Source organism: Xenorhabdus vietnamensis (assembly GCF_002127535.1).
GTDB lineage: Bacteria > Pseudomonadota > Gammaproteobacteria > Enterobacterales > Enterobacteriaceae > Xenorhabdus > Xenorhabdus vietnamensis.
On record NZ_MUBJ01000004.1, the window covers coordinates 207,931 to 231,736 of the forward strand.

Sequence of the window (23,806 nt, forward strand, 5' to 3'; positions counted from 1 at the left end):
CAATCATATTTTTGTGTTAACCATTTTTTGTGTCAACAATGGTGACATAACAATAAGTGACAGAATTAATATTAATATAAGGAATGGCTGATGAAAGTATTTATTTATCCATGGTTACTGCTGGCTTCTATGTTTTTTATTTCTGGTAAAGTGTATGCTGATTGTTCTGGAAGCGATGAAACATTGCCTCAATATGAGGGCTCTATCCCTATACATGCCCCTTTTCTTTTGCGAGTCAATGAGATAGTCATAAATACTAGTAAGGCAATAACATGTGTAAATCTACCAACAGGAATTACAGATATAGCTGTTGGTATAAAATCCTATGGGATAGATTCGGGAAAAACTACTGAAAACCGTAAAATTTTTAAACTGGGCAATAGTGGTCTTGGATATACCGTTAGAGGTACACATAATGGCAGAGGAAATCGAAAATATATAACGGGTAGGGAGGAAATTTCTGGCCAAAATACCCGGAAGATTTATTCTGTAAAAGTACAACGAAATGGTTCTGCTAATTTGCAGTTGGAACTCAAATTTGATTTTTACAAGATTGGTCCAATAATTCCAGGTAATTATACTTCCCAGTTATTGGGAGCTGTCGTTATTGCACCGAATCATGGAGGGGAGAAGCAAGAATTTAAATTTACCACAAGCATGATAACAATTAATACACGATCGTGCTCCATTAATGACAGCAATATTCAAGTCTCATTAGACTCGATCACACGAATGCAGTTACCCCGAATTGGTTCCACCGCAGCGGAAAAAGCATTTGATATACCTCTAAATTGCGACGCACGCATTAAAGTTAACATGCTTTTGCTGGCAGGTTCTCAAGGAGCTTATGACTTCCAAAAGGGGATTATCAAACTTAATCCTAATGCCAATGCGGCTGGTGGTATTGGTATTCAAATTTTGGATGGTAAGAAGTCAACCCCTATTCCTCTTAGTAAAAAAATTGAGTATATCGAAACTATAACAGAAGGACCTGTCAATATTCCTTTAAAAGCGCGTTATTATCGGTATGGCAACGTTAAGGAAGGGATAATTAATGCGACAGCGACATTTACCATGAGTTATGAGTAATATCGATCTTAATTTATAATTGAAATTGAAATTCTATCTACAAATAGGGTTACATACTTGTTTTCAAAGAGTGTGTAACTATAAAGTGTTTCATTTTGAAAAACCAAGCCCGAAACAATAATTTTATCTTCTGTCAGAAATCCATTTATTTCATAACAAAAATTATTATTATATTGTTTTAAATAAAATTTATTTTTATCTATGATTTTTTGAATAAATTCAAAATGTGATATTAAAAAATAGTGTAATGAGAATCATTATTTTTTGTGACGGAGGATAATATAAACATACAGAAACAGACCCCTTATCATTACCTATAAACCAAGAGGTCTGTAAAGATTACTACTTAAGCAGTAAACAAATAATCAAACGCTGATCTTGTGGCCTGATAACGCTGAATTATGACGGGCTTGTCCATCAGCACCATAAAGAGAAGGGCTGTGGTGACTTTTCAGAAAAGCAATTGCTTTACTGTTCAACTCAATATGTTGATCCAGCAAAAATCCGTTATGCGAATTTAAATCATGGATACGTTCAATAGTTTGGCTAATCTGACTCCATAATACTGCCAATCTTTCATAGTCAGCATATGGTGCATTTATTTTCAGCGTTTCATTTAATTGCTGGCGTTTTCGTTCAGCATGATCAAGTGCCGAAAGCAAAAATGTTTTTTGTTCCGTCACACGATGTAAATGATTCGCCTCAATAAAACCTTCGCTCAATATGCGCTGTTCTTCTGCCATAGTTTGCGAAAGCGAATTTAAGTATGCGCTCTGCTGTTCAAGCAAGAGTTGAAGTTCTTTCATTTACGGCTCTTTATGATTTTAATGGTTTACTTATCATATTCCATGTTTTCAAGGGCCTCCCTGAATAGGGCATCAGCAATTTTACCGCTGTCCATCGTCAGTGTTCCCTTTGCAATGGCTTCTTTCAATTGTTGCACTTTCTGGATATTAATATCCTGGCTACTTGGCTGGACGAGCTTTTTCTGCGCTTCGCTCAGCTTGACTTGTGTATCGGCGCTTTTTTCGGCGACAGCCACAGTTCTGCGAGCGCCCTGAGCACCTTCATTGGCATTGCGTTGCTGCAAAGCTGCAATGGCCAGTAGAGGTTGAGTGCGTTCAATACTCATAATCGTAATCCTTTAATCAGGCATTATTTATTTGTCTTAGGTAGCAGGCGATATACCGCTGGCATGCCTGTAAATCATGGTCTGTTGGTTATATCGGCTTGTAAAAATAAAACTTTAGCCATTTATAACATCATTTTTACACTGCCATTTTCCTGAGCTTTTCCAATAATAACCTGTCCGGAGTTCAGGCGGACACGGATATTATCAAAACTCGCGGCGTTGTTAATCGCTTTTCCTTCGTAACGCACCTGAAAATGATGTCCATCTACGGTGACGACCACATTTTGTCCAGCTTTAATCGCCCATGGACGCCGAATCATGTTGCGTGTGATGAATTGTCCGGCAGGTATGTTGCGGATCGCAATACCATTTTGTATGGCCTTTCTGTTACGGATTATGTCGTTTGGCAGCTTATCTGAAGATCCTGTTTTTACTTGAAAATCTTTTTCTGTCAGGGCCGTATTGCGATTAATGGCTCGCTTAGAAACCAAATAAGGGCCAGTAACATTGACATACGCCTGAATAAAACGGCGTTGCTGTCCACAAGTCACAGGAACGGAAAGGTTACCCCAATTTTTGTTGCCAATTGACGGTTGTATTTCAGGAAGTTCACAAGTCGGCCATTGTTGTTCAGGCGTTTTGATTTCCACTGAGACTTTATGGCCCGGTGTGTGATGAATCTGCCTGAAATGGTCAGTTATCAATTGCGGTAAGCTATTCCCCCAAGCCAAGGAACTACAAAAAAATAGATTAAGGAAAAAAGCAAATAACCCGATAAATTTTAATGCAGGCATTTCACCACCTTAATCTCATTAGCGAACCATGATTTCAAAAAATATTCAGCACCTGTTGGATGTTAATAGTGTAACGCGATTGATTATTCGTTAATGAGATAAATAGCAATTCAATTTGTTTCTATTCTTCGAATTACCTTTTTCTTCTGCGTTTATTCTGTTAGCTGCTTGGAGCTTATACCCCGCAGCTTTCATGTGGAATTAGCAAGTTGATACATTGTGTTTGCATGAATGATGAAAAGAAGGTGATAAGTTCTTGATGCATGATTGGGGGCTACCCCTATAGAACATATCTGAGGGAGGAATATGCTCGATAAATTAGATGCTGCTTTTCAATTTCGACAAGAAGCGTTGGCACTCCGCAGCCAGCGGCAGGAAATTTTGTCTGCCAATATTGCCAATGCAGATACCCCTGGCTATCAGGCGCGTGATATCGATTTTGCTGCTCAACTGAACAAGGTAATGGCACATGGTCATGTATCTGGGAATGGAATTGAGCTAACTCTGACTTCCGATCGACATATTCCCGGTCAGTATGAAAAAGGTTTGGAGATGGATCTGCTATATCGGGTGCCATTCCAGACAGCCATGGATGGAAATACCGTTGACATGGATATGGAACGTAGCAATTTCGCAGATAACAGCCTGAAATATCAGGCCGAACTTACCATGATGAATGCGCAAATTAAAAGCATGATGTCAGTTCTACAGTCACAAGGATAACGGGAATGTCTCTACTCAGTGTTTTTGAGATTGCCAGCTCTGCGCTCACCGCTCAGTCTCAGCGACTGAACGTCAGCGCCAGCAATATGGCGAATGCCGATAGTATCGTAGGGCCGGATGGCGAACCCTATCGCGCCAAGCAAGTGGTTTTCCGTGTTGCTGCGCCAGCAGGACAGGAAATAGGCGGTGTTCGTGTCAGCGAAGTAGTGGATGATCCCACGCCTTTCCGCCTCGAATACCAGCCGGGCAATCCGCTGGCCGACGAAAAAGGCTATGTGCGTATGCCGAATGTGGATGTTGTCGGGGAAATGGTTAATACCATCTCTGCTTCCCGCAGCTATCAGGCGAATGTTGAAGTATTGAACACCACTAAGTCCATCATGTTGAAAACGCTGACTCTGGGTCAGTGACAGGAATTCCACTATGGCAGTGACCACTTCAATCAATGATTCGTTGGATAATTCAACGGTAGGTGAACTTGCTCCCGCGAGTAAAATAAAACCACAAAGCAGCGAAGATATTAAAGATAATTTCTTGAACTTATTAATCGCACAGCTCAAAAACCAAGATCCAACCAATCCAATGCAAAACAATGAGATAACTGCTCAGATTGCACAGATCAGTACCGTTGAAGGTATTGAAAAACTCAATAAAACACTGGGAACTATTGTTGGGCAGATGGACAACAATCAAGCAATGCAAACAACATCGCTGATTGGTCATCACGTCATGATTCTTGGCGATAAGATTTTAGTCGGTTCCAGTGAAGAAAAAGGCATCGACATCAGTCGATATGGTGTTGAACTGACCCGACCTGCCGATAATGTCAAAGTCACAATAAAAGACAAAGATGGCGTAGTTGTTCGGGAAATGAGCATTAGCAATTTAAATGCTGGTGTTCATAAACTGTTATGGGATGGCAAAGACGCAGATGGCAAGGAGGTGGCAACCGGTAAGTATAGCTTCACCGTTTCCGCAAGCTATCAAGATGAAGCGTTAGTGGCACTTCCGTTAACGTCTGCTCCAGTTTTAGGCGTTACACGGGGTGAGGATGGCACTAAATTAGATTTAGGGCTGACGGGTACGGTAACCATGGATAAAGTTCGTCAGATTCTTTAATTAAACGGAGGACATATGTCTTTTTCACAAGCGGTTAGTGGCTTGAATGCCGCAGCGAGTAATTTGGACGTTATTGGTAATAACATCGCAAACTCAGCGACATTTGGCTTTAAATCTAGTTCCGCTGCTTTTGCGGACATTTTCAGCGGCTCAGAAGTGGGCTTGGGTGTTAAAGTTTCTGGTATGTTGCAGAACTTTAAAGATGGCTCAACCACCAAGACTAATCGCCAGTTGGATATGGCAATTACACAGGGCGGCTTTTTCCGTATGCAGGATACCAACGGTGATATTTTCTACTCCCGTAATGGTCAGTTCCAAATGGATAAAGAGCGTAATCTGATCAATATGCAGAACATGAAGCTGACGGGTTATCCGGCGGTAAACGGAGAAATTCAGCAAGGTGGAGCAGTAGAGCCGCTTTCGATTCCACAGGATATATTGAGTGCGAAAGCAACCACAAAAGCTGAGTTGAAAGCTACGCTGAATTCAATGCACTCAGCGATTGATCCGCTAAAAACCGCCTTTGATCCAAATAATCCAGCCAGTTTTAGCTACAGTACAACTCTGCCAGTTTTTGACAGTCTGGGTAATCAGCATGATCTTAATATATTCTTCGTGAAAAGAGACGATAAGAATAAATGGGAATTTTATGCTAAGGATATTTCTGTAGAGGTTTCTGGCCTTAAGAAGTTGGGTGATGTGCAATTTGACGGCAATGGTCAAATGGTCGGCACCAATAATGTATTCAAATTCGATGTAGAACCTCTGAATGGTTCAAATAAGGCAGAAATCTTCATCGATTTTTCTGGTAGTAAACAGCAGAACATCGGGACAGATTTTGTCTCGAATCCCATACAAGATGGCTATGCCGCAGGTAGTTTCATTGACTACAGTGTGGAAGATGACGGCAAAATTTACGGTAGATATTCCAACAACCAGAGACAAGTATTAGGTCAGGTGGTACTGGCAAACTTTGCTAACCCTGAAGGTTTGGCTGCGCAAGGCAATAACGTCTGGGTAGAGTCCGGTGCATCTGGTGGTCCGGTTGTGGGTGTCGCAGGTTCGGGTAACTTCGGTAAGCTGATCAATAGTGCGTTGGAAGCCTCTAACGTAGATCTGAGCCAAGAGCTGGTCAGTATGATCGTCGCCCAGCGTAACTATCAATCCAACGCCCAGACCATCAAGACGCAGGATCAAATTCTGCAAACGCTGGTCAGCATGCGTTAATAGCCTCAGGCGGATAGTTTTATGGATCACGTCATTTATACCGCTATGGGAGCAGCGCGCCAAACGCTGGAACATCAGGCTGTTACTGCCAACAATCTGGCCAACGCATCAACGCCGGGCTTCAAGGCTCAGCTTGCTGCATTGCGTGCCGTACCGATTGAAGGTGAAACCCTGCCGACGCGCACATTGACCGTTGCTTCTACCCCCGGCATGGATAGCCGTCAGGGACCAATGAATTATACCTCTCGCCCGTTAGATGTGGCTGTCGGACAAGGTGGCTTTCTGGCTGTCCAGCTCGAAGATGAGACGGAAGCCTATACCCGCAATGGTAGCATCCAGATTTCTCCCGAAGGGCAACTGATGGTGCAGGGGCGCATGTTGATGGGCGAAAACGGGCCGATTGATGTTCCGCCGCAGGCTGAACTGACTATTGCCGCCGATGGTGCCATCTCAGCCCTGATTGCCAGCGATCCGCCAACTTTGTTGGGACAGATTGGCAAACTGAAAATCGTTAAACCAGAAGCTAATCAAGTGGTGCGGGGCGATGATGGTTTGTTCCACTTAACGCCACAGGCACGGGAACAACAGGGCAATGAGCTGGCGGCCAGCACGGAAGTGAAAATCATGCCGGGTGTACTGGAAGGCAGTAATGTCAATCCAGTGGAAAGCATGGTGAACATGATCGCTAATGCACGTCGTTTTGAGATGCAGATGAAAGTCATACATAGTTCCGATGAAAATGCGCAGCGGGCTAATCAAATTCTCGCTATGAGCTGAATCGGGAACAGGGGATAAATTCATGATCCGATCTTTATGGATTGCCAAGACTGGGCTGGATGCTCAGCAAACAAATATGGATGTTATTGCCAACAACCTGGCAAACGTCAGCACCAATGGTTTTAAACGCCAGCGAGCGGTATTTGAAGATTTGCTCTATCAAACAGAACGTCAGCCGGGTGCAATGTCATCTGAACAGACTAACCTGCCATCAGGGTTGCAGATTGGTACAGGCGCGCGTCCGGTAGCGACCGAACGCCTGCACAATCAGGGCAATTTGGCACAGACCAGTAACAGCAAAGACGTGGCAATCAAAGGGCAGGGCTTCTTCCAAATTCAGATGCCCGATGGCACAACAGGCTATACCCGCGATGGATCATTCCAAGTGGATCAAAATGGTCAGTTAGTGACAGCCGGTGGTTTTCAGGTCGTGCCTGCGATCATCCTTCCGGATAATGCCACCAAAATGAGCATTGCCCGTGATGGTATCGTCAGCGTAAACGTGCAGGGGCAAAACGCGCCTCAGCAGGTTGGACAACTGACGCTGACCACGTTTATCAATGAAAGCGGTTTGGAAAGCGTCGGTGAGAACCTGTATCTGGAAACCAACAGTTCCGGCGTTCCGGTAGAAAATGCACCGGGCATCAATGGTGCAGGGTTGCTCTATCAAGGTTATGTTGAAACGTCTAACGTCAATGTAGCGGAAGAACTGGTCAATATGATTCAGGTTCAGCGAGCCTATGAAATCAACAGTAAAGCAGTATCGACATCTGATCAGATGCTGCAAAAACTGACTCAGTTATAACCTAATCATTAATGGTGGGGGAAAGCGTTCCTCCACTATTATCTACGATAAACTTAAGAGCATAGAAGATGGATACAATGCCCGTTGCCGAAAGCCATGCTAAAAACCATGTAGCTTATGGCTCCACTGGTTTACGGAAAAACCAGAGAAATAAGTGGCGTATCAGCATATCTGTGGCGGTACTAGCATTGTCGGCCCTGACATTAGGGGGTTGTGCTTATATGCCGCACAAGCCGCTGGTGAAAGGACAGACAACCGCAAATCCCACCGAAGCGCCTGCTCCAACGCCGAATGGTTCAATTTTTCAAGTTGTCCAACCGGTCTATTACGGTTATCAACCGCTGTTTGAAGACCGCCGCCCACGTAATATCGGTGATACGCTGACCATTATTTTGCAAGAGAACGTCAGTGCGAGCAAAAACTCTTCGGCCAATGCCGGCCGCAATGGAAAAACCGGTTTCACGGCTGCCTTGACCCCTCGTTTCTTGCAGGGATTGATAGGTGGTGAGAAAACCGATTTGGGCATGGAAGGCAATAGTGAGTTTGGCGGCAAAGGTGGAGCGAATGCCAACAATACATTCAAGGGCACGATTACAGTGACCGTGAATAAGTTGCTGGCAAACGGCAACCTGCATGTGGTAGGGGAAAAACAGATTGCGATCAATCAGGGAACAGAATTTATTCGTTTTTCTGGTGTTGTTAACCCGCGCACGATCACCGGCAACAATACAGTGAGTTCCAACCAAGTTGCAGATGCCCGCATTGAGTATGTTGGTGATGGCTATATCAACGAAGCGCAGCATATGGGCTGGTTGCAACGTTTCTTTATGAATATCTCACCGTTTTAAAAGAGGATGGTCAGGATGAGAAAATTAGTTGCCAGCCTTTTTACGCTTTTATTGGTGCTGTCTGGTACGTTCGTGTCTACCAGTGTTTTTGCGGAGCGTATTCGTGACTTGACGACCATTGAGGGAATTAGGGATAACGCACTGATTGGTTATGGTCTGGTGGTTGGGCTGGATGGCACGGGTGACCAAACCATGCAGACGCCTTTTACCACTCAAAGTCTAAGCAATATGCTGTCACAGTTGGGCATTACCGTGCCATCCGGTACGAATATGCAGCTTAAGAACGTAGCTGCCGTAATGGTGACAGCAAAGCTGCCACCTTTTGCGCGTTCAGGGCAAAACATTGACGTTGTGGTTTCCTCATTGGGTAATGCCAAGAGTCTGCGTGGTGGTACATTGCTGATGACTCCGCTGAAAGGGGTGGATAATCAGATCTACGCGTTGGCTCAGGGGAATATCCTCGTGGGAGGAGCTGGTGCGAGTGCGGGCGGGAACAGCATTAAAATCAACCAGCTTGCAGGTGGACGTATTTCAAATGGTGCGGTGATTGAACGTGAATTACCGACGCAATTCGGCCAGAAAGGTACGCTAAACCTGCAATTGAATGATGATGATTTCAGTCTGGCCCAGCAGATTAGTGATGCGGTCAACCGTTTGAAAGGAACAGGAACGGCAACTCCGCTGGATTCTCGTACTGTTCAGTTGCGTCTGCCAATCGAAAACAGCGAGCAGGTTAAGTTTCTGTCTCAGGTTCAGAATGTAAATATTCGCGTCAATGATGGTGATGCCAAAGTGATTTTCAACTCCCGTACAGGGTCTGTGGTCATGAACCGCAATGTCACATTGGATAGCTGTGCGATTGCACATGGTAGTCTCTCGGTAACGGTTGAACGTCAAACCGCGGTCAGTCAGCCTGATACACCATTGGCGGGAGGAAATACCGTCGTGACCCGCAATACAGGTATTGGCATTCAGGAACAGGGTGGCGCATTGCAAAAAGTCAATGCCAGCGCGAATCTGACTCAAGTTGTGCGTGCGTTGAATGCACTCGGTGCAACGCCAACAGATTTAATGTCGATTTTGCAGGCAATGGAGAGTGCAGGCTGTCTGCGCGCGAAGTTGGAGATTATCTGATGAATGATTTTCTGACAATGTCCAATGCTGCATACGATGTGAATTCGTTGCATTCACTAAAAGCTAAACTGTCACAGGAACCACAACAAGGGCTACGGCAAGTAGCCCAACAACTGGAAGGCGTCTTCGTTCAGATGATGCTGAAAAGTATGCGTTCCTCGTTGCCACAGAATGGTATGTTGAGCAGTGACCAGACGCGTTTTTATACTTCGATGTACGATCAGCAAATTGCCCAAGACCTTTCCCAAAAGGGATTGGGTTTTGCCGATATGATCGTCAAGCAATTCTCTAACGCTAATAATATGCCTAGTGAATTGGCTGGCACCATGCCGATGCCGCTGGATAATGAAATCCTGCAAACATTGCCGAAGCAGGCACTGGCGCATTTCATGCGCCGAACCATGCCTGAAAACGCTTCTTCATCTTTTTCCAATGAAACCACTAAGTCGAAGCCATTGCCAATGCAAAGCGCCGGCTTTGTCTCCATGCTCTCCGTACCGGCACAGTTGGCAAGCCAGCAAAGCGGTATTCCGCATTTATTAATTATTGCGCAGGCTGCTCTGGAATCCGGTTGGGGGCAACGGGAAATTCTGACCACAGAAGGTAAACCAAGCCATAACCTGTTTGGTATCAAAGCAGGAAAATATTGGAAAGGGCCTGTCACCAATATTATGACGACGGAATACATTGATGGTGAACCGAAGAAAATACAGGACAGCTTCCGTGTATATGGTTCCTACGTGGAGGCAATAACAGATTACGTCAAATTACTGACGGAAAATCCCCGTTACGCCAAAGTAGCGCAATCAACAACGGCAGAGCAGGGGGCGTACTCCTTGCAGGATGCGGGGTATGCTACCGATCCTGGCTATGCCAAAAAATTAGTGTCACTGATCCAGCAGTTAAAAAATACAGGCAATCAAATGGCAAAAGCCTATGCCTATGATTTCGATAACTTGTTTTAAATAATCTTGTTCTAAGCAGGCCAGTATTGAACCGTGGGTATCGAAATCAAGAGCATTTTTGTTCAAGGAACAGGGAGCTTTGCCGATAACTGTAACAGTGAATGACCTCCCACCAATGGAGGTTTAAAGAAAACGTAAAAGGATCTACATATGTCCAATAGTCTAATGAATACTGCCATGAGTGGTATTAATGCTGCGCAGGTGGCAATGGGTGTAGTAGGTAATAACATTGCCAACTCCAAAAACGCGGACTATAACCGACAGACTACCGTGATGACGCAAAATAATGGAACCATGTCGCCAGTGGGCTTTGTCGGCAACGGAGTGGTTGTCAGCACCATTAACCGTGAATACAGTGAATTCATCAGCCAGGAATACAATGCAGGGCAAACTAAACTTGCCGCATTGAAGGCTTACAATCAACAGATTACTCAAATCAATAATCTATTGGCAGATAAAGACGCCAGCCTGTCTAACTCTATCGAAGATGTCTTCAAGAGTTTGGGTGTTGTTGAAAGCAATGCGAAAGACAGCGCAGCCAGAACAACGGTGTTAGACAAAGCGCAAGGTTTGGTCAGCCGATTCCAAGAAGCTGATGGGTTTCTGCGCCAGATAGATCACGGCATTAATTCCCAAATTGAACACAATGTTCAGGAGATCAATAAATACGCGGAAGAAATCGCCAAACTGAATAATGAAATTACGCGTATGCGCGGTGCAGGTAGGGGCGAACCACTGGCGTTGCTGGATAAGCGTGATGAAGCAGTTAACCGATTAAATCAATTGGTGGAAATCAATGTCGTTCAGCAGGATGGTGACACTTATAACGTCTCATTCGGTGGTGGCATGATGCTGGTATCGGGCAATAAGTCCTATCAAATGGAAGCGATTCCATCCAGCACTGATAGTAGCCGTATCACGTTGGGCTACAACAACGGTACAGTTGGTACCAGAGAAATTGACGAACGCTTTATCTCCCAAGGTGCATTGGGCGGCGTATTACAAGTGCGCAAAGAAGTGGTGGACCCAACCCGCAATAAATTGAACCAATTGGCTCTGGTGATGGCGGACCAATTCAATCAGGTGCAGAATAGCGGTTTTGACCTGCACAACAAGAAGGGTGAAGATTTCTTTAATTTCACCAAGCCTGTAGTCATTTCCAATAGCAACAACAAAGGCACGGCTGAGATTACGGTGGAATATGCCGATACCACTAAAGTAAAAGCCAGTGACTATACTCTCAAATTTGAAGGCGGAGATTGGAAAGTTCAACGTGTTTCTGACAGTGCGATGATCCCGGTGAAAAAAGGCGGGGATACGCTGGAGTTTGATGGACTGAAAGTCAGGCTCGATTCTGCCAAGGCAGAAGAACACGATACTTACACCCTGAAAACAGTCAGCAACGTCGTAGCAAATTTGAAAGTGAATCCTAATCTGAAAAATGATTCTTCCTTATTGGCGATGGCCAGTGACAAAAATGCGGGTCCAAGTGATAACCGCAATGCGAAGAAATTCCTTGAATTGCAGAATAAGGATTTGGTTGATGGCAAATCTTCCTTTACAGAAGCGTATGCATCACTGGTCAGCACCGTGGGCAGTACTGCGAATAGAGTTCAAGTGAGCGTCGACACTCAGGGACATATAGTTGATAAAGTTAACTCAACTCGCCAGTCTATTTCTGGCGTCAATATGGATGAAGAATACGGCGAATTACAACGCTTGCAGCAGTATTATCTGGCAAACGCCCGCGTGATCCAGACCGCAACAACATTGTTTGATGCAATTTTGGGTATTCGTTAATCACCGTTTGGCTGAAGATAAAAAGGAAATGATATTGTGCGTGTAAGTACGAATCAATTATATACTCAGAAAATGAATGGGATTTTTGACTCCCAGTCAAAATGGATGAAATCGAGTGAGCAACTGTCAAGTGGTCGTCGGGTAATTAATCCATCCGATGATCCTTTGGCAGCTTCGCAGAGCATCATGGTTTCTCAATCTGAATCAAAAAACCAGCAGTTTGCCACTGCCCGTATCTTTGCCAAAAATACCATGTCTGAGCAATTGAACATTATCTCAAATGTCGTAACAGTTGCGAATAATGTTTTTGAAACGTGGGTGGCAGCCGCAGATGAGCATAGTGAGCAAGATCGAGCAACCTATGCACAGCAGTTGGAAGGTCTTAAACAACAATTGCTGAATTTAGGTAACAAAACAGATGGTAATAATCGTTATATTTTTGCTGGCTACAAGACGGATGTACCGCCTTTCGTCGCAGATAGCAGCGGAAAGGTAAGTTATGTCGGTGGTCATGAACAAATCACGCAGAAAGTAGATGATAACCGTTCGATGATTATCGCTCATACTGGTCATCAGGTTTTTTTATCCCAGCCCGACAGCCCGATTAAAGAACCTGATGGCAAAACCACGAGTGAATCAGATATTTTCGCTTCCATTGATATGGCGATCAAAGCATTAAAAATGCCTTATAGTACTGCCAGTGAAGACGAAAAAAAGGAAGCCGTGGAGCTGATGGATAAAGCCAACCGTGGTATCCGCAATAGCCAGAATAACTTTTCATCTGTGGAAGCGGTTCTCGGGTTGCAGCTGCAAGAATTGGACAAACTGGATTCACTGAGTAGTGAACGCAGCATGTCTAATAAAGTGCGTATGGGAGAATTGGTTGATGTCGATTGGACATCCGCTATTTCCGATTATTACCAGCAACAAGCCGCATTGCAGGCTTCCTTCAAGGCATTTACTGACTTAAAAGGCATGTCTTTGTTTGAGATGTATCGCTAATTAAGATTTAGTATATAGCGCGTTCTATTTGTAGGCCCTTGTCTTTTTTCCATTGAATTGGAAGGCAAGGGTTTATTTCTTTCTCCATTTTTACATTTTCCGCAATTGCATATCCTGTTGTTTATCTGTTTCCAACATATATCTTCCACATAAAAACATTAGCAATTTCAAAATAACAAAGAGTAATTATCAAACAACATTTGTATAAATAATGACATGAAAATAAATGATGATGTATTGAAAATCTAGAGAGAATAAATTTCAAGAATTATCGTTATAGAAAATGTTTTAGCTTTCTTTTATCTCTTATATGAATGATTTTGGGAAAAATATAGCAGAGAATATGGTGAAATAGACTTATCATCAATCTTTTTAAATGGTAATTTTTGTCAAAAATTCGCGAGAGTAAAACTCTCTATTCCTTGGTAAATTCCAATTTTTTTATTTATTATATTATTTTATCTTGTGATCAAGATCTTATCTTTGATAGGAAAGAAGAATATTGCATTAGATTTTTTGATATAAATCATTGGTGTGTCTCGATGATTTTAGGGCAGGGTGAGATCTTGTCTTACCTATAGATGATAAGAATAAATAAACATGAAAATTATAAATTTACTCTTTTGTGCTATTTTTATCCTGTTCAGTACGATATTGATTGGTTGTTTAGCAACAATTGATTATGACTGGATGATTGGAGAAAAAGGGTTCAATACAATTTGTGATGTGATGAATAATTTTACCATTAATGATGACAGAGCATTGACAGCACCTTTGTGTTTTTTTCTTCTGGTGCCTTTTATGATTTTTTTGATGATTAAGGGAGTGAAAGGATTTTCAGACAATATATTGCAATTGGTGGTCAATTTATTGACAGTTATGTTTTCTGTTGGATATTGGTACTGGATGTTTTTTGGTCGATTCGTATCATGCCCGTTTCCAGTATATTGAATTAATAGATCCTAATTAAGAATTATTAAGATGAAAAATAAAGATATAGTATTCGCTGGATTTATTATCTGCATATCATTAAAGAAAAATATTGGGGATAATGGTTCCTGATATTATCACCCAATAATAATTAAACGGGAACGTAATTAAAATATTTGGTCAGTTTATATCGTTGTTGGCTGTTCCTCCTGTGTATGCATCTCATAATCACGAATAATGGCGGCGACTCTCAGGTGGTAACCGGCAAAAATGCTATTGCGTCCTAACTCTTGTGCTTCCTGATGTTGGCAATTATTTCCCCACTGTTTTATCGCTTCTTCATCACGCCAGTAAGAGAGAGAAAGATATTTATTGTTATGGCTGATACTTTGAAAACGTTCTACGGAAATAAATCCCGGAATGGTGTTTAATAATGGTGAGATTGCAGCTGCGGCATCAAAATAATGTTTGCTTTGGTTTTCTGCAATTTCGACTTCAAATATAACAGCTAACATTTTGTCCCCTTGAAGAATAAAAAAGCCTAAGATATCTTGTTGAAATCATATTCACTTCGATGGTTATCAAAATATGCATGAATGTAATCTTGAAGACAGAGTCGCGGCCATTGCAGCAGTACTGGCAGATCGCACACGTGCCCGTATGTTGTTTTTGATGATGGATGGGCGTGCCTATACAGCGACTGAATTAAGTGCTGCGACCGATGTTGCTCCGTCAACAACCAGTTCCCATTTAAATCGTCTGGCAGCAGAAAATTTAATAAGCTACGTTCAACAGGGGCGGCATCGTTATTTTAAGATCACTAATGCAGCAGTGGCTAATTTATTAGAAAACATGATGCATTTCGCTCATGGCGGATATCCGAATATTGCCAGAATTTCCACACCTCAATCGCTGCGCATATTCCGAACTTGCTATGACCATATGGCAGGGGAAATTGCGGTAAAAATTCATGATAGCTTGTTAGCGAATCAGTGGATGACTGATAATTATGCATTAACGTCAATAGGTAAAGAGTTCCTGACTTCTTTTGGGATATGTTGTGATGCAGATACTTCTTCTCGGCGAATATTTGCCTGCTCCTGCCTTGATTGGAGTGAATGGCGATTTCATCTTGGTGGTTTTTTAGGGGCATCGTTACTTGATACTTTTTTAAGGAAAAAATGGGCTGTCAGACAGTTGGATAGCCGGGAATTGAACTTAACAGAAGCCGGTAGGGTTATTATAAGAAAAATGGGGGCTGAGCTTATTACCTAAATTTACTGTTTGTTTTTTGTTTTATTAATTGATGTATATTATTTTTCTTCTAAACTTAATAGTGAAAATCTTCGTATTTGAGTCATGGGTATTATCATGGCCTTCTGTTGGAATATATAGAGGATATTATGTGTAACATAACAATATCTTGATTGTTAAATTATTTTTTAATTATAATTATCTATTTATATTCCAAGATGGTTTTGAAAGTATTCTCTTTGAGAATGTTTTGTTTGATAACATTTAATATAAAGGAATTCTTTATGAATAAGATTAAATCTTACGATAAAAATAACAAATGGAATAGTATTTCAGAGTTAAGGATAAGATTACGTCGCAATAGTATTAATGAGAAAAATAAGGAAATGATAATGTTTGCTAATGGAAGAAATATGGCAACAATAGATGTCTACATTCAATTAAAAAATGCGCAAGATAATGTTATAAAAGATATTAGTGAGGAACTCTTAGATGATCTCACCGAGAGTATTTTTCTTATTGACTACAATACAGGGGAAAAGCTTATTCGGAACGCACAAGAAAAAAGTGATTTTAAATGGTCATATAGGAATATGCCAAATGAATTTACTGCAACCCCAAGTATTATAGTTCCAAACCCTCTAACGCTTATTGAGCGGGATAGTGTAAATTTAATTAATAAATCTAAGGGGCTTAAGATATTTACCTTTTATGTCTACTGTTCAGCTAAAGAGGTCAATCAAGTTAAACAAATCGGTGCATTGGTGCACGCGCCAGATGGAAAACATTCTACAGCATATGGAGAAATTTATGATGATCACGTTCAGTTAAAAGCAATAGGTGAAGTCATTTATACAAAGGATAGCTTAGAAATAGAACGTAAGTTTATTGTTAATAATCTTGGTGATCAGTCAATTAGAAAAAAGTTGGGAGGAAATTGGTTACAGTATAATACATATGTATCGCTCAAAGTAAAAGACAACTATGGAAAACGATATATTACAAAATTACAATCTGATGACATACCAGATTGTGGTGCTTATCAGTTATATCATCATGACTACGGGTATGATGGATATTATATACATTTCCTTTGGCCTTTAGGTAAAAAAAAGTGGATTTCTGTCGGGAATACTAAGTGGATGGAGCTGTCTATAAATTTTGAATTAGGGATCATGATTAGACAAAAGCCTAATGCCATCTGCTTTACTGTATTATATGTGAGTAGTTCGTTTTTTCCTAAGCTACAGGATAGATGGAAGGATATAGAGATTTTTATCTATGATCAATATGGTAATAGAGGGAAATTTTTGTTGAAGCACAATAATAAAAATGAAACTGAAAAAGAAAAGATTCATATTGAGGATGTAAAGGAATGATGAATTAGAATAAAAAGTGATTTAAATGAAAGTTGTGTTAATTCTTGTTATAGTGTATTTATACTGAATTGTACAGTGGGTTTTATCATTTATAATGAATGAAAATAAGATTGAGAATATCAGCGATTGGTAAGATATCTGTTTTATATAAGATAGTTTTAATTTTAATAAGGATGCAATCATGTGATATTAACAGGATAGCCTGATTAATTCTAATGATATATAAGATAATACAGATGGATATCTTAATGTTTCCATGAAATAAAGATGAAGGAAATAGAAGATGAATAGTAATTTTTTTTCTAATGTCCATAATTTTCAGAGTGCTGCGATAGGTAATGTTGATCCCCGGACCGGTCTGTTTAATTATTTGATGCCGATTGCACATCTTATCGGTAATAATTACCTTGGGCCGGAACAGGCAATTATGTTGTCTTATAGCCCGTTGAATACGAATGATATTGGCTTTGGTGCGGGTTTTTCTATCGGATTGACTCAGTATGATGCCCAGAATCGGCTTTTAATCTTATCGACTGGGGAACGCTATAAGGTGGATGAAACCGCAGAGACTGTCTTTTTAAGGCAGTACAAGCAAAATGCTATACGTTTTGAAAAAGATGTGACTAAAAATGTTTATCGAGTGATTCATAAATCCGGCCGAGTTGAAGTGCTGACCGGACCCCAAAATGCGTTTGATCTTAAAGTGCCGATACAGATAGTTAACCCGCTGGGCTACTCTTTAAAATTAAGTTGGCATTTTAATTTGAGCACTATTCCCTACCTGTCTTCAATAGCCGATGAAGAGAAAGCGTTGTTAAATATCCATTATGAATTGGGCGCCTATACACGAATAACGGTCTGGCCAAACACCTCTGAATCCTATGATATTCAATTATTATTTAATAATGAGTATATGGTCAGTATCCAAAAAGGCGTGGCGGGCCAAATGTTGAAATGGGAGATGGACTATGACACGGATAACCGGTTTTTAACACAGGTCTTGTCCCCGACGGGGCTGAAGGAAATTGTGGACTATAATTCTGACGGCCATCAGCTCCCAGACAATGCGAATCTGCCGATATTGCCCTATGTCGCTCGGTACACACAATCGCCCGGTCATGGCCCTGATATTGTGCGCACTTATGAATACACCCATTTTAATTTTCTGGGTTATGGGGCAGCAGGAAACTGGAGCCGTGATGAGGATTATCTTTATAACATTTTTACTTATTACCGATATGGCTCGACCGAAAGCTGGCAGGAGGGGAAAACACAGCGCCATATCACCCGGCGCTATAACAATTATCATCTGTTGACCTCAGAAGTGATCCAGCAAAATGATTGTAAGCGTCATCATAAGACAGAGTATTATGCACAGATTGGCGTTGATTTTGAGGATCAGCCCCCGCAATTTCAGATGCCGAAATCGGCGATTGTCCGCTTTAATGAGGCCGCCAACGGGGAAAACCATCAGATACAGTTTGATGGCTCAGGTAATCCCACCGTGCAGATTGCGCCGGATGGCACACGTACCGACTGGACTTATTATCCCGCCAGTGGGGAGGCGGGGGCCTGTCCGCCAGATCCCCATGGTTTTGTGCGTTTCGTCAAGTCCAAGACCGTCACGCCGGGTCAGTGTTCCCCCGAGGGGATCTATGAGGAGGTACCTGTTTACAAAACAATCTATCGCTATGCTCAGTTGCCAGCCCGCCTCGGTTCACCCTTGTCCTATGCTGTCGTGCGTACCTATCAGGGGACATTCAGCGCAGGTCGGCTACTGCTTGAAAGACAGACTCACTATGTGAATGAAGTCACTTCACCTCATCATGGCCGTCTTCACCGGGTTGATGAAACGGTGCATGGTACACAGGATGGCGGTCAGGCATGGACGAGCCAGCAAGTTTTCAGCTATGTCCTTCAGGGAGAGGCGCTGGTGCAGGGTATTCAGTGGACAGGGCATGACCAACTCAGCATAGCCACCCAACGCACACAATCGCGGGTCAGTGGCAAATTATGGCATGAGGTGGATGCGCAGGGCCGTACAACACGTTATCACTATGATACTTTTGGGCGCATCCTGAAACGCCTCAATAATGAGGGAACCGATTACGCCCGGGAGATAACGTATGCCTATGCCATTGAAGATGCCGGTGCGGTAACAACAACACAAACTGATGCTTGGGGGAATCAGGTGCGTACCCGCTTTGATGGGCTGGGGCGTGCTTATCAGCAGGAGAAACTGGAGAAAGGGCAGGAAAAACAGGGCTGGCGTTTGGTGTCTGAAACCATCTATGACAATGGGGGGCGTGTAGAGAAACATGTCAGCCATGACTGGCTGCCCGTCGGTGAGGGGACGGGCGCGATTGCTCAAGTTTCTTCCGGTCAGTGTTTTGAATATGATGATTGGGGACAGCGATATCTTGTGATAAAGGATACTGGAGAGCGTCTCCGACACGAGTACGATCCTGCTACCCGGACTGCACAGATCACCCGACTGGCTGAAGGGCTGCGTTTTGGTAAAACAACCGTGGTATATAATGCCCGTCACCAGCCCGTCACCATTACACACTATGACAGCCAAGGGCAGCTTTATAGTCAACAGATCCACCATTATGATGGCCTGGGACGATTACGGGCCACCATCGATGAGCTTAACCAAAAGACAGAATATATTTACGATCTGTTTAGCCGGGTTTCAGCCATCAAACACAGTGATGGCACGGTGATCCGAAAAAACTATGCCCCTTTCAGTGCTGGCAATTTACTGACTCAAATTGAGGCTGGTGGTCATGTATTGGGGACTCGCGATTTTGACAGCCTGCAGCGCAATATTGCCACCACCTGTGGCGGACGTACTTACCGTCATACTTATCAGGGGGGAAGTCCTTATCCCAGCCAGTCCATTGATCCTTTGGCTCAGACAGTCACACATCACTATGAGCCTTTATTAGGGAACGCCCTGACGAAAGTGGAGGCAGAAGGAATAGAACAACGCTTTAGTTATGATCTCAAAACGGGGGCGATGACTCAGGCTTCTGCCTCGCAGATAGCTACACATGAGATGAGCTATACCGCCTCGGGGCGGTTGCGTCAGACCCGTTACCATTTTGAAGATGGACAGGCTGACGCCGTCCGGGCGGTCGACTATACCTATTCTCCCCTTGGCCTGATGACGGATTACAAGGATGTGACGGGGGAAAAATGTTATACGCGCTTTGATTCATTTGGCCGTCCGATAGCAAGGCGAGATTCGGATATTGAGATCACTTTAACCTATGATACAGCCAGTCGTGTAAACAGTTGGATGGTTCATGATAAACAACACAACCAAAAATTAACCATAACCCTGAGTTTTGATGATTTTGGTCGTGAGGTCAATCGTCAGCTCTGGACTAACACTGATACGCTGACGTTAGAACAGGGCTATAACGTCAAGGGACAGGTGATCTCCCGTAGCACCCGTTCGCAGGCGTCCGGCGTGTTACGGCAGGAAACCTACACCTATGATCCCGCGCGCAGCTGGTTGAGGGAATACCACTGCACCGGTTCGGAGCTTTCCCGTGATGCCTACGGTTTTGGCATTGCTTGTCAGCGCTTTACCTATGATGTTCTGGGTAATATCCAAACTTGTATAACCACACTTGAAGATGGCCACAGTGATACGGCAACGTTCACTTACAGTGAAGCAGACCCCTGTCAGTTGCACGGGGTAACCCATACCCATCCCGGTTATCCAGCCACCATCACATTGGCTTATGACAACGCGGGAAGATTGATCCGGGATGAGGCTGGGCGTCATTTAACTTATGATGCGCTGGGACGGTTGAGTTCAGTGCGTTTAAATGTGGCCACAAGTGATTACGCTTATGACGCGGCCAACCGCTTGGTGCTGCAATACATTGATGCAGAAGGAATTGATGCAAAGAAAATTGGCACAAAAAAAACCTATGAGCTTTATTATCAGGGCGCGATCCGTGTAGCCGAGATATTACGGGAAAGCGGGGCCGCGACCCGTCTGTTACATGCCCACGGAGAAACGGTTGCGACGGTGACAGGTCCAGAGGTGCATTTGCTGGGGACGGATAAACACAGCAGCGTGCTGCTGAGCCACAAGGGAAATGGCGCTGAAACACGCTACCGTTATTCCCCGCATGGACAGCAGGCGGCAGATGAACGTGCCCCCGACCTGCCTGCCTACAATGGCGGGCGTCTTGATCCCGTATGGGGAACTTACCACTTAGGCAATGGCTATCGCACCTATAATCCTGTATTGATGCGGTTTACTGCGCCGGACAATCTGAGCCCATTCGGTGCTGGCGGTATCAACAGCTATGCTTATTGCCTGAATGATCCGATAAACCGGACTGATCCCAGTGGGCATATGAGTCTGGGGGGCATTTTGGGTATTGTTTTTGGTACTGTCGGGTTAGTTGTTGGTATCGTCTTGGCCATTCCGACAGGGGGGGCATCACTGTCCATCGGAGGGGCCGTTTTGGCCGGACTGGGATTAGCCGCTGATGCCACAGGAATAGCCAGTGCAGTCACCGAAGACAGTGACCCCCATACCTCTGCGATCCTCGGTTGGGTCTCTATGGGGCTCGGTGTGGTCAGCATGGGAGCTGGTGCCATCGGCGGCGTGACCATCGGTATGCGGCGATCAGGAAATCGGCTGATAACCAGTTTTAGCCATGGGATGAGTGGTAGGAGGGTTCCTGAAGCCGCAAATAATTTGCTAGAAAACACTGAATACACCCGGACGTTCCAGTCTATGCTACATGAAAATAGGGTTCGCCAAATCGAAAATCCAGTAAGTAGCGGTGCTTATACTTTAAAAGTATATACTGACGGATTAAATGATGACGTGATTCGTCGGTTGGATAGATTGGGGTTTGAAATAATTAGCCCTAATGGTGAATCAAGAATGATTGATAATATCTCTAATGCGTTAGGCATACAATTTTCGCTGAACATCACAGAAAGGAACTATCTAAGTTTATATGGGCAATTTATAACAAGTAACACTCCCTATGGGAGTATTCATATAATTAATAGGTTTCGCCATATAATAAATACGTACAGGAGAGTGGGGTTGTCTCTTAGTGATCAGGTAATAAATTCGATGGAGGATGCATGGAGAGCTACTAGATTTAGCGATGATGTAAATCGGTGGCTACATTTTGAAATGCTAGAGAGGTGGCCTAACATTGGGGAATCTATGACGGAAGAGCGACTACAGTTGTCCGCATTCGATATATATAATGACTTTGTTCCAAATATTGATTAAAGGTTGATTCTTTCATAAACAAGGGATGCCCGTGGTTCTAAACGAATGGTTCTAAGCGAACCGATTATCTCCAATTTTATTTTTTAAACATTATTCCCCCCGAAGGGGGAGTTATGAAACTTAATACGTTAATAAATAGTATCAATTTATATTTTAACGCCATGATAGCCGGATAAAATTAATTCCCATTCCTGTTGAGCGAACCAAGTTTGGGTATTTCCATTATAATGCATTTCATCGGACAGGAAGACGCCATATTCAGAAGCAATGCCTGTGTAATTTGGTGAACTCCGTGCATCAATTAGTGAACGGTATTGAGGAGCAGCGGCAATAACATCTTGGATTGCTTCATCCACATAGCTGGTATTGAGAGGATCGAACGCTACCGAAAGGGGGTAATATAATCGCCATGGAATCTGACGGGAGCCGATTGCATCACTAATGCCAGTGATGATTCGGGTAAAATTCATCTCTGATGCTTTGGCCGCCGCTAAACTCTCAATTTCGGCTTCCCATTGGTTCCAATGTACCGCCAGAATGCGCGGATTTTTGCCCATCTTACGCAATGATTCAACTGTCATACGTAAGGTTCTAATTGCGCGGGGATAAAGGGATTCTACGTCTTTTGGATCGCGCTCTGGTGCCCAGCGATTATCGGGAGGGTTATTTAAATACATGCCCTGACCGCCGTAACCCATTAAAATTACATAAAGATCGGGTAAATTCAGTGTATTGCCCTGATCAATGTGATCTTGCCAGAATTTAGCGAAACGGTTGGCAATATTGTAAGGATGATCTTGATTACCACGTGCTAAGCCGACAGGAGCACCAATATTAGCATTACCAAAACTGGTCAATCCTGTCCAATTAATGGTAGTAAAGTTGATGCTATAGACTTCTGGCAGGGATAGGGTGAATACATTATCTAAACCCTGGGTAATTCTTTCATCTGGTGGCAACAGTGTACCGTGACCATAGCTATTAGATTGTCCAAGAACGATGAATAGCGGGGCATTATTGGATTCCCATGACGGATATTTCATTTCGGGAGAGTGAAGCTGTTTGTATGTCATCAGTTTCCCCTTAAAATGTATTAATTAGATGTCGCACTCCTTGCAAAAAAATATTTATGTCAGGTAAAGTATACATGGTTAATTAATCCAAACTATTTTGCTTAACTTAAATAAAACAGATAAAAACAATCCGTCATTTTTCTGATTATATGTGATGGCATGGGTTTTTAAATAACCTTTTTTCTCAATCGGATAAATATATTGATCTTCGTTGTTTGATTTTTATTTACTCGTTGATAAATTTGATAACTTATCTTAATAAAGATATATCCAGTAAACTCCCATTGGATTAGATTATTCAGCAATAATTGAACCGTTGGCATATGCGATGCATGGTATTCATAGAATGTATCACTGAGATTTCACCAGAGCATTTTCATATTACTATCAATTAATGGTTCATCCAGTATAAAAAAAGACATAGTAGGATAAGTCAGAAAAATATTCAGTATTACCTGCCCATACGGAATT

The 23,806-nt window shown here is 42.9% G+C and carries 21 protein-coding genes; 16 read left to right on the forward strand and 5 right to left on the reverse strand.

Annotated features, from left to right (window positions below; translation table 11 throughout):
- The first annotated feature begins 90 nt into the window (after positions 1-90).
- Positions 91-1,089 carry a fimbrial protein gene (locus Xvie_RS06090; protein ID WP_086108451.1) on the forward strand — a complete coding sequence of 333 codons (999 nt, stop codon included), beginning with the start codon at positions 91-93 and terminating at the stop codon, positions 1,087-1,089.
- Between the two features lie 365 nt (positions 1,090-1,454).
- Here the strand turns inward: Xvie_RS06090 and Xvie_RS06095 are convergent, their stop codons facing one another.
- From Xvie_RS06095 to flgA, 3 genes are all read right to left on the reverse strand, one after another.
- Entirely contained in the window at positions 1,455-1,895 is a 441-nt protein-coding gene (locus Xvie_RS06095) for a flagella synthesis protein FlgN (RefSeq protein WP_086108452.1), read from the reverse strand.
- A gap of 26 nt (positions 1,896-1,921) precedes the next feature.
- Positions 1,922-2,221 (reverse strand): flagellar biosynthesis anti-sigma factor FlgM, encoded by a 300-nt coding sequence (gene flgM / locus Xvie_RS06100; RefSeq protein WP_086108453.1) that lies wholly within the window; start codon positions 2,219-2,221, stop codon positions 1,922-1,924.
- Positions 2,222-2,343: 122 nt separating this feature from the next.
- A complete protein-coding gene (flgA, locus tag Xvie_RS06105) occupies positions 2,344-3,015 on the reverse strand; it encodes a flagellar basal body P-ring formation chaperone FlgA (protein ID WP_086108454.1) in 672 nt (223 codons plus the stop codon).
- 306 nt (positions 3,016-3,321) lie between these two features.
- Here flgA and flgB point away from each other — a divergent pair, with 306 nt between their 5' ends.
- The 12 genes from flgB to Xvie_RS06165 all read left to right on the forward strand — a co-directional run bounded on the left by flgB (position 3,322) and on the right by Xvie_RS06165 (position 14,366).
- On the forward strand, positions 3,322-3,738 hold the full coding sequence (gene flgB, locus Xvie_RS06110) for a flagellar basal body rod protein FlgB (protein ID WP_086108455.1): 417 nt from the start codon (positions 3,322-3,324) through the stop codon (positions 3,736-3,738).
- A 5-nt stretch (positions 3,739-3,743) separates the two neighbouring features.
- Positions 3,744-4,148 carry a flagellar basal body rod protein FlgC gene (gene flgC / locus Xvie_RS06115; protein ID WP_086108456.1) on the forward strand — a complete coding sequence of 135 codons (405 nt, stop codon included), beginning with the start codon at positions 3,744-3,746 and terminating at the stop codon, positions 4,146-4,148.
- 13 nt (positions 4,149-4,161) lie between these two features.
- On the forward strand, positions 4,162-4,857 hold the full coding sequence (locus Xvie_RS06120) for a flagellar hook assembly protein FlgD (protein WP_086108457.1): 696 nt from the start codon (positions 4,162-4,164) through the stop codon (positions 4,855-4,857).
- A gap of 15 nt (positions 4,858-4,872) precedes the next feature.
- Positions 4,873-6,084, forward strand: coding sequence for a flagellar hook protein FlgE (gene flgE / locus Xvie_RS06125; protein ID WP_086108458.1), 1,212 nt, complete (start codon positions 4,873-4,875; stop codon positions 6,082-6,084).
- Positions 6,085-6,105: 21 nt separating this feature from the next.
- On the forward strand, positions 6,106-6,861 hold the full coding sequence (locus Xvie_RS06130) for a flagellar basal body rod protein FlgF (protein ID WP_086108459.1): 756 nt from the start codon (positions 6,106-6,108) through the stop codon (positions 6,859-6,861).
- Positions 6,862-6,883: 22 nt separating this feature from the next.
- On the forward strand, positions 6,884-7,666 hold the full coding sequence (flgG, locus tag Xvie_RS06135) for a flagellar basal-body rod protein FlgG (protein WP_086108460.1): 783 nt from the start codon (positions 6,884-6,886) through the stop codon (positions 7,664-7,666).
- Positions 7,667-7,734: 68 nt separating this feature from the next.
- Positions 7,735-8,514: a flagellar basal body L-ring protein FlgH gene (locus Xvie_RS06140; protein ID WP_086108461.1), complete on the forward strand. Its 780-nt coding sequence runs from the start codon at positions 7,735-7,737 to the stop codon at positions 8,512-8,514.
- Between the two features lie 15 nt (positions 8,515-8,529).
- Complete coding sequence (locus Xvie_RS06145) at positions 8,530-9,648, forward strand: flagellar basal body P-ring protein FlgI (protein ID WP_086108462.1); 1,119 nt, start codon at positions 8,530-8,532, stop codon at positions 9,646-9,648.
- Positions 9,645-10,613 carry a flagellar assembly peptidoglycan hydrolase FlgJ gene (flgJ, locus tag Xvie_RS06150; RefSeq protein ID WP_244175498.1) on the forward strand — a complete coding sequence of 323 codons (969 nt, stop codon included), beginning with the start codon at positions 9,645-9,647 and terminating at the stop codon, positions 10,611-10,613. The genes Xvie_RS06145 and flgJ overlap by 4 nt, the downstream gene beginning before the upstream one ends.
- 150 nt (positions 10,614-10,763) lie before the next feature.
- Positions 10,764-12,413 (forward strand): flagellar hook-associated protein FlgK, encoded by a 1,650-nt coding sequence (gene flgK, locus Xvie_RS06155; RefSeq protein ID WP_086108464.1) that lies wholly within the window; start codon positions 10,764-10,766, stop codon positions 12,411-12,413.
- 36 nt (positions 12,414-12,449) lie between these two features.
- Positions 12,450-13,415, forward strand: coding sequence for a flagellar hook-associated protein FlgL (gene flgL, locus Xvie_RS06160; RefSeq protein WP_086108465.1), 966 nt, complete (start codon positions 12,450-12,452; stop codon positions 13,413-13,415).
- Positions 13,416-14,015: 600 nt separating this feature from the next.
- On the forward strand, positions 14,016-14,366 hold the full coding sequence (locus Xvie_RS06165; protein WP_086108466.1) for a DUF2645 family protein: 351 nt from the start codon (positions 14,016-14,018) through the stop codon (positions 14,364-14,366).
- 164 nt (positions 14,367-14,530) lie between these two features.
- Here the strand turns inward: Xvie_RS06165 and Xvie_RS06170 are convergent, their stop codons facing one another.
- Positions 14,531-14,860 (reverse strand): antibiotic biosynthesis monooxygenase family protein, encoded by a 330-nt coding sequence (locus tag Xvie_RS06170; RefSeq protein WP_086108467.1) that lies wholly within the window; start codon positions 14,858-14,860, stop codon positions 14,531-14,533.
- Between the two features lie 73 nt (positions 14,861-14,933).
- Between Xvie_RS06170 and Xvie_RS06175 the strand changes: the two genes are divergently transcribed.
- The 3 genes from Xvie_RS06175 to Xvie_RS06185 all read left to right on the forward strand — a co-directional run bounded on the left by Xvie_RS06175 (position 14,934) and on the right by Xvie_RS06185 (position 22,262).
- Complete coding sequence (locus Xvie_RS06175; RefSeq protein ID WP_086108468.1) at positions 14,934-15,620, forward strand: ArsR/SmtB family transcription factor; 687 nt, start codon at positions 14,934-14,936, stop codon at positions 15,618-15,620.
- A 263-nt stretch (positions 15,621-15,883) separates the two neighbouring features.
- Positions 15,884-16,978 (forward strand): hypothetical protein, encoded by a 1,095-nt coding sequence (locus tag Xvie_RS06180; RefSeq protein ID WP_086108469.1) that lies wholly within the window; start codon positions 15,884-15,886, stop codon positions 16,976-16,978.
- Between the two features lie 283 nt (positions 16,979-17,261).
- Complete coding sequence (locus tag Xvie_RS06185) at positions 17,262-22,262, forward strand: RHS repeat-associated core domain-containing protein (RefSeq protein WP_086108470.1); 5,001 nt, start codon at positions 17,262-17,264, stop codon at positions 22,260-22,262.
- Between the two features lie 146 nt (positions 22,263-22,408).
- On the opposite strand, the gene Xvie_RS06190 is transcribed toward Xvie_RS06185, so the two are convergent.
- The gene (locus Xvie_RS06190; protein WP_086108471.1) at positions 22,409-23,335 is read right to left on the reverse strand and encodes a hypothetical protein; all 927 of its coding nucleotides are present in this window, start codon (positions 23,333-23,335) and stop codon (positions 22,409-22,411) included.
- Positions 23,336-23,806 lie beyond the last annotated feature (471 nt).

Bases quoted from the DNA above. Each gene is read 5' to 3' on its own strand.
- Xvie_RS06090 (WP_086108451.1), top strand. From the start codon at position 91: ATGAAAGTATTTATTTATCCATGGTTACTGCTGGCTTCTATGTTTTTT.
- Xvie_RS06095 (WP_086108452.1), bottom strand. From the start codon at position 1,895: ATGAAAGAACTTCAACTCTTGCTTGAACAGCAGAGCGCATACTTAAAT.
- flgM (WP_086108453.1), bottom strand. From the start codon at position 2,221: ATGAGTATTGAACGCACTCAACCTCTACTGGCCATTGCAGCTTTGCAG.
- flgA (WP_086108454.1), bottom strand. From the start codon at position 3,015: ATGCCTGCATTAAAATTTATCGGGTTATTTGCTTTTTTCCTTAATCTA.
- flgB (WP_086108455.1), top strand. From the start codon at position 3,322: ATGCTCGATAAATTAGATGCTGCTTTTCAATTTCGACAAGAAGCGTTG.
- flgC (WP_086108456.1), top strand. From the start codon at position 3,744: ATGTCTCTACTCAGTGTTTTTGAGATTGCCAGCTCTGCGCTCACCGCT.
- Xvie_RS06120 (WP_086108457.1), top strand. From the start codon at position 4,162: ATGGCAGTGACCACTTCAATCAATGATTCGTTGGATAATTCAACGGTA.
- flgE (WP_086108458.1), top strand. From the start codon at position 4,873: ATGTCTTTTTCACAAGCGGTTAGTGGCTTGAATGCCGCAGCGAGTAAT.
- Xvie_RS06130 (WP_086108459.1), top strand. From the start codon at position 6,106: ATGGATCACGTCATTTATACCGCTATGGGAGCAGCGCGCCAAACGCTG.
- flgG (WP_086108460.1), top strand. From the start codon at position 6,884: ATGATCCGATCTTTATGGATTGCCAAGACTGGGCTGGATGCTCAGCAA.
- Xvie_RS06140 (WP_086108461.1), top strand. From the start codon at position 7,735: ATGGATACAATGCCCGTTGCCGAAAGCCATGCTAAAAACCATGTAGCT.
- Xvie_RS06145 (WP_086108462.1), top strand. From the start codon at position 8,530: ATGAGAAAATTAGTTGCCAGCCTTTTTACGCTTTTATTGGTGCTGTCT.
- flgK (WP_086108464.1), top strand. From the start codon at position 10,764: ATGTCCAATAGTCTAATGAATACTGCCATGAGTGGTATTAATGCTGCG.
- Xvie_RS06165 (WP_086108466.1), top strand. From the start codon at position 14,016: ATGAAAATTATAAATTTACTCTTTTGTGCTATTTTTATCCTGTTCAGT.
- Xvie_RS06170 (WP_086108467.1), bottom strand. From the start codon at position 14,860: ATGTTAGCTGTTATATTTGAAGTCGAAATTGCAGAAAACCAAAGCAAA.
- Xvie_RS06175 (WP_086108468.1), top strand. From the start codon at position 14,934: ATGCATGAATGTAATCTTGAAGACAGAGTCGCGGCCATTGCAGCAGTA.
- Xvie_RS06180 (WP_086108469.1), top strand. From the start codon at position 15,884: ATGAATAAGATTAAATCTTACGATAAAAATAACAAATGGAATAGTATT.
- Xvie_RS06185 (WP_086108470.1), top strand. From the start codon at position 17,262: ATGAATAGTAATTTTTTTTCTAATGTCCATAATTTTCAGAGTGCTGCG.
- Xvie_RS06190 (WP_086108471.1), bottom strand. From the start codon at position 23,335: ATGACATACAAACAGCTTCACTCTCCCGAAATGAAATATCCGTCATGG.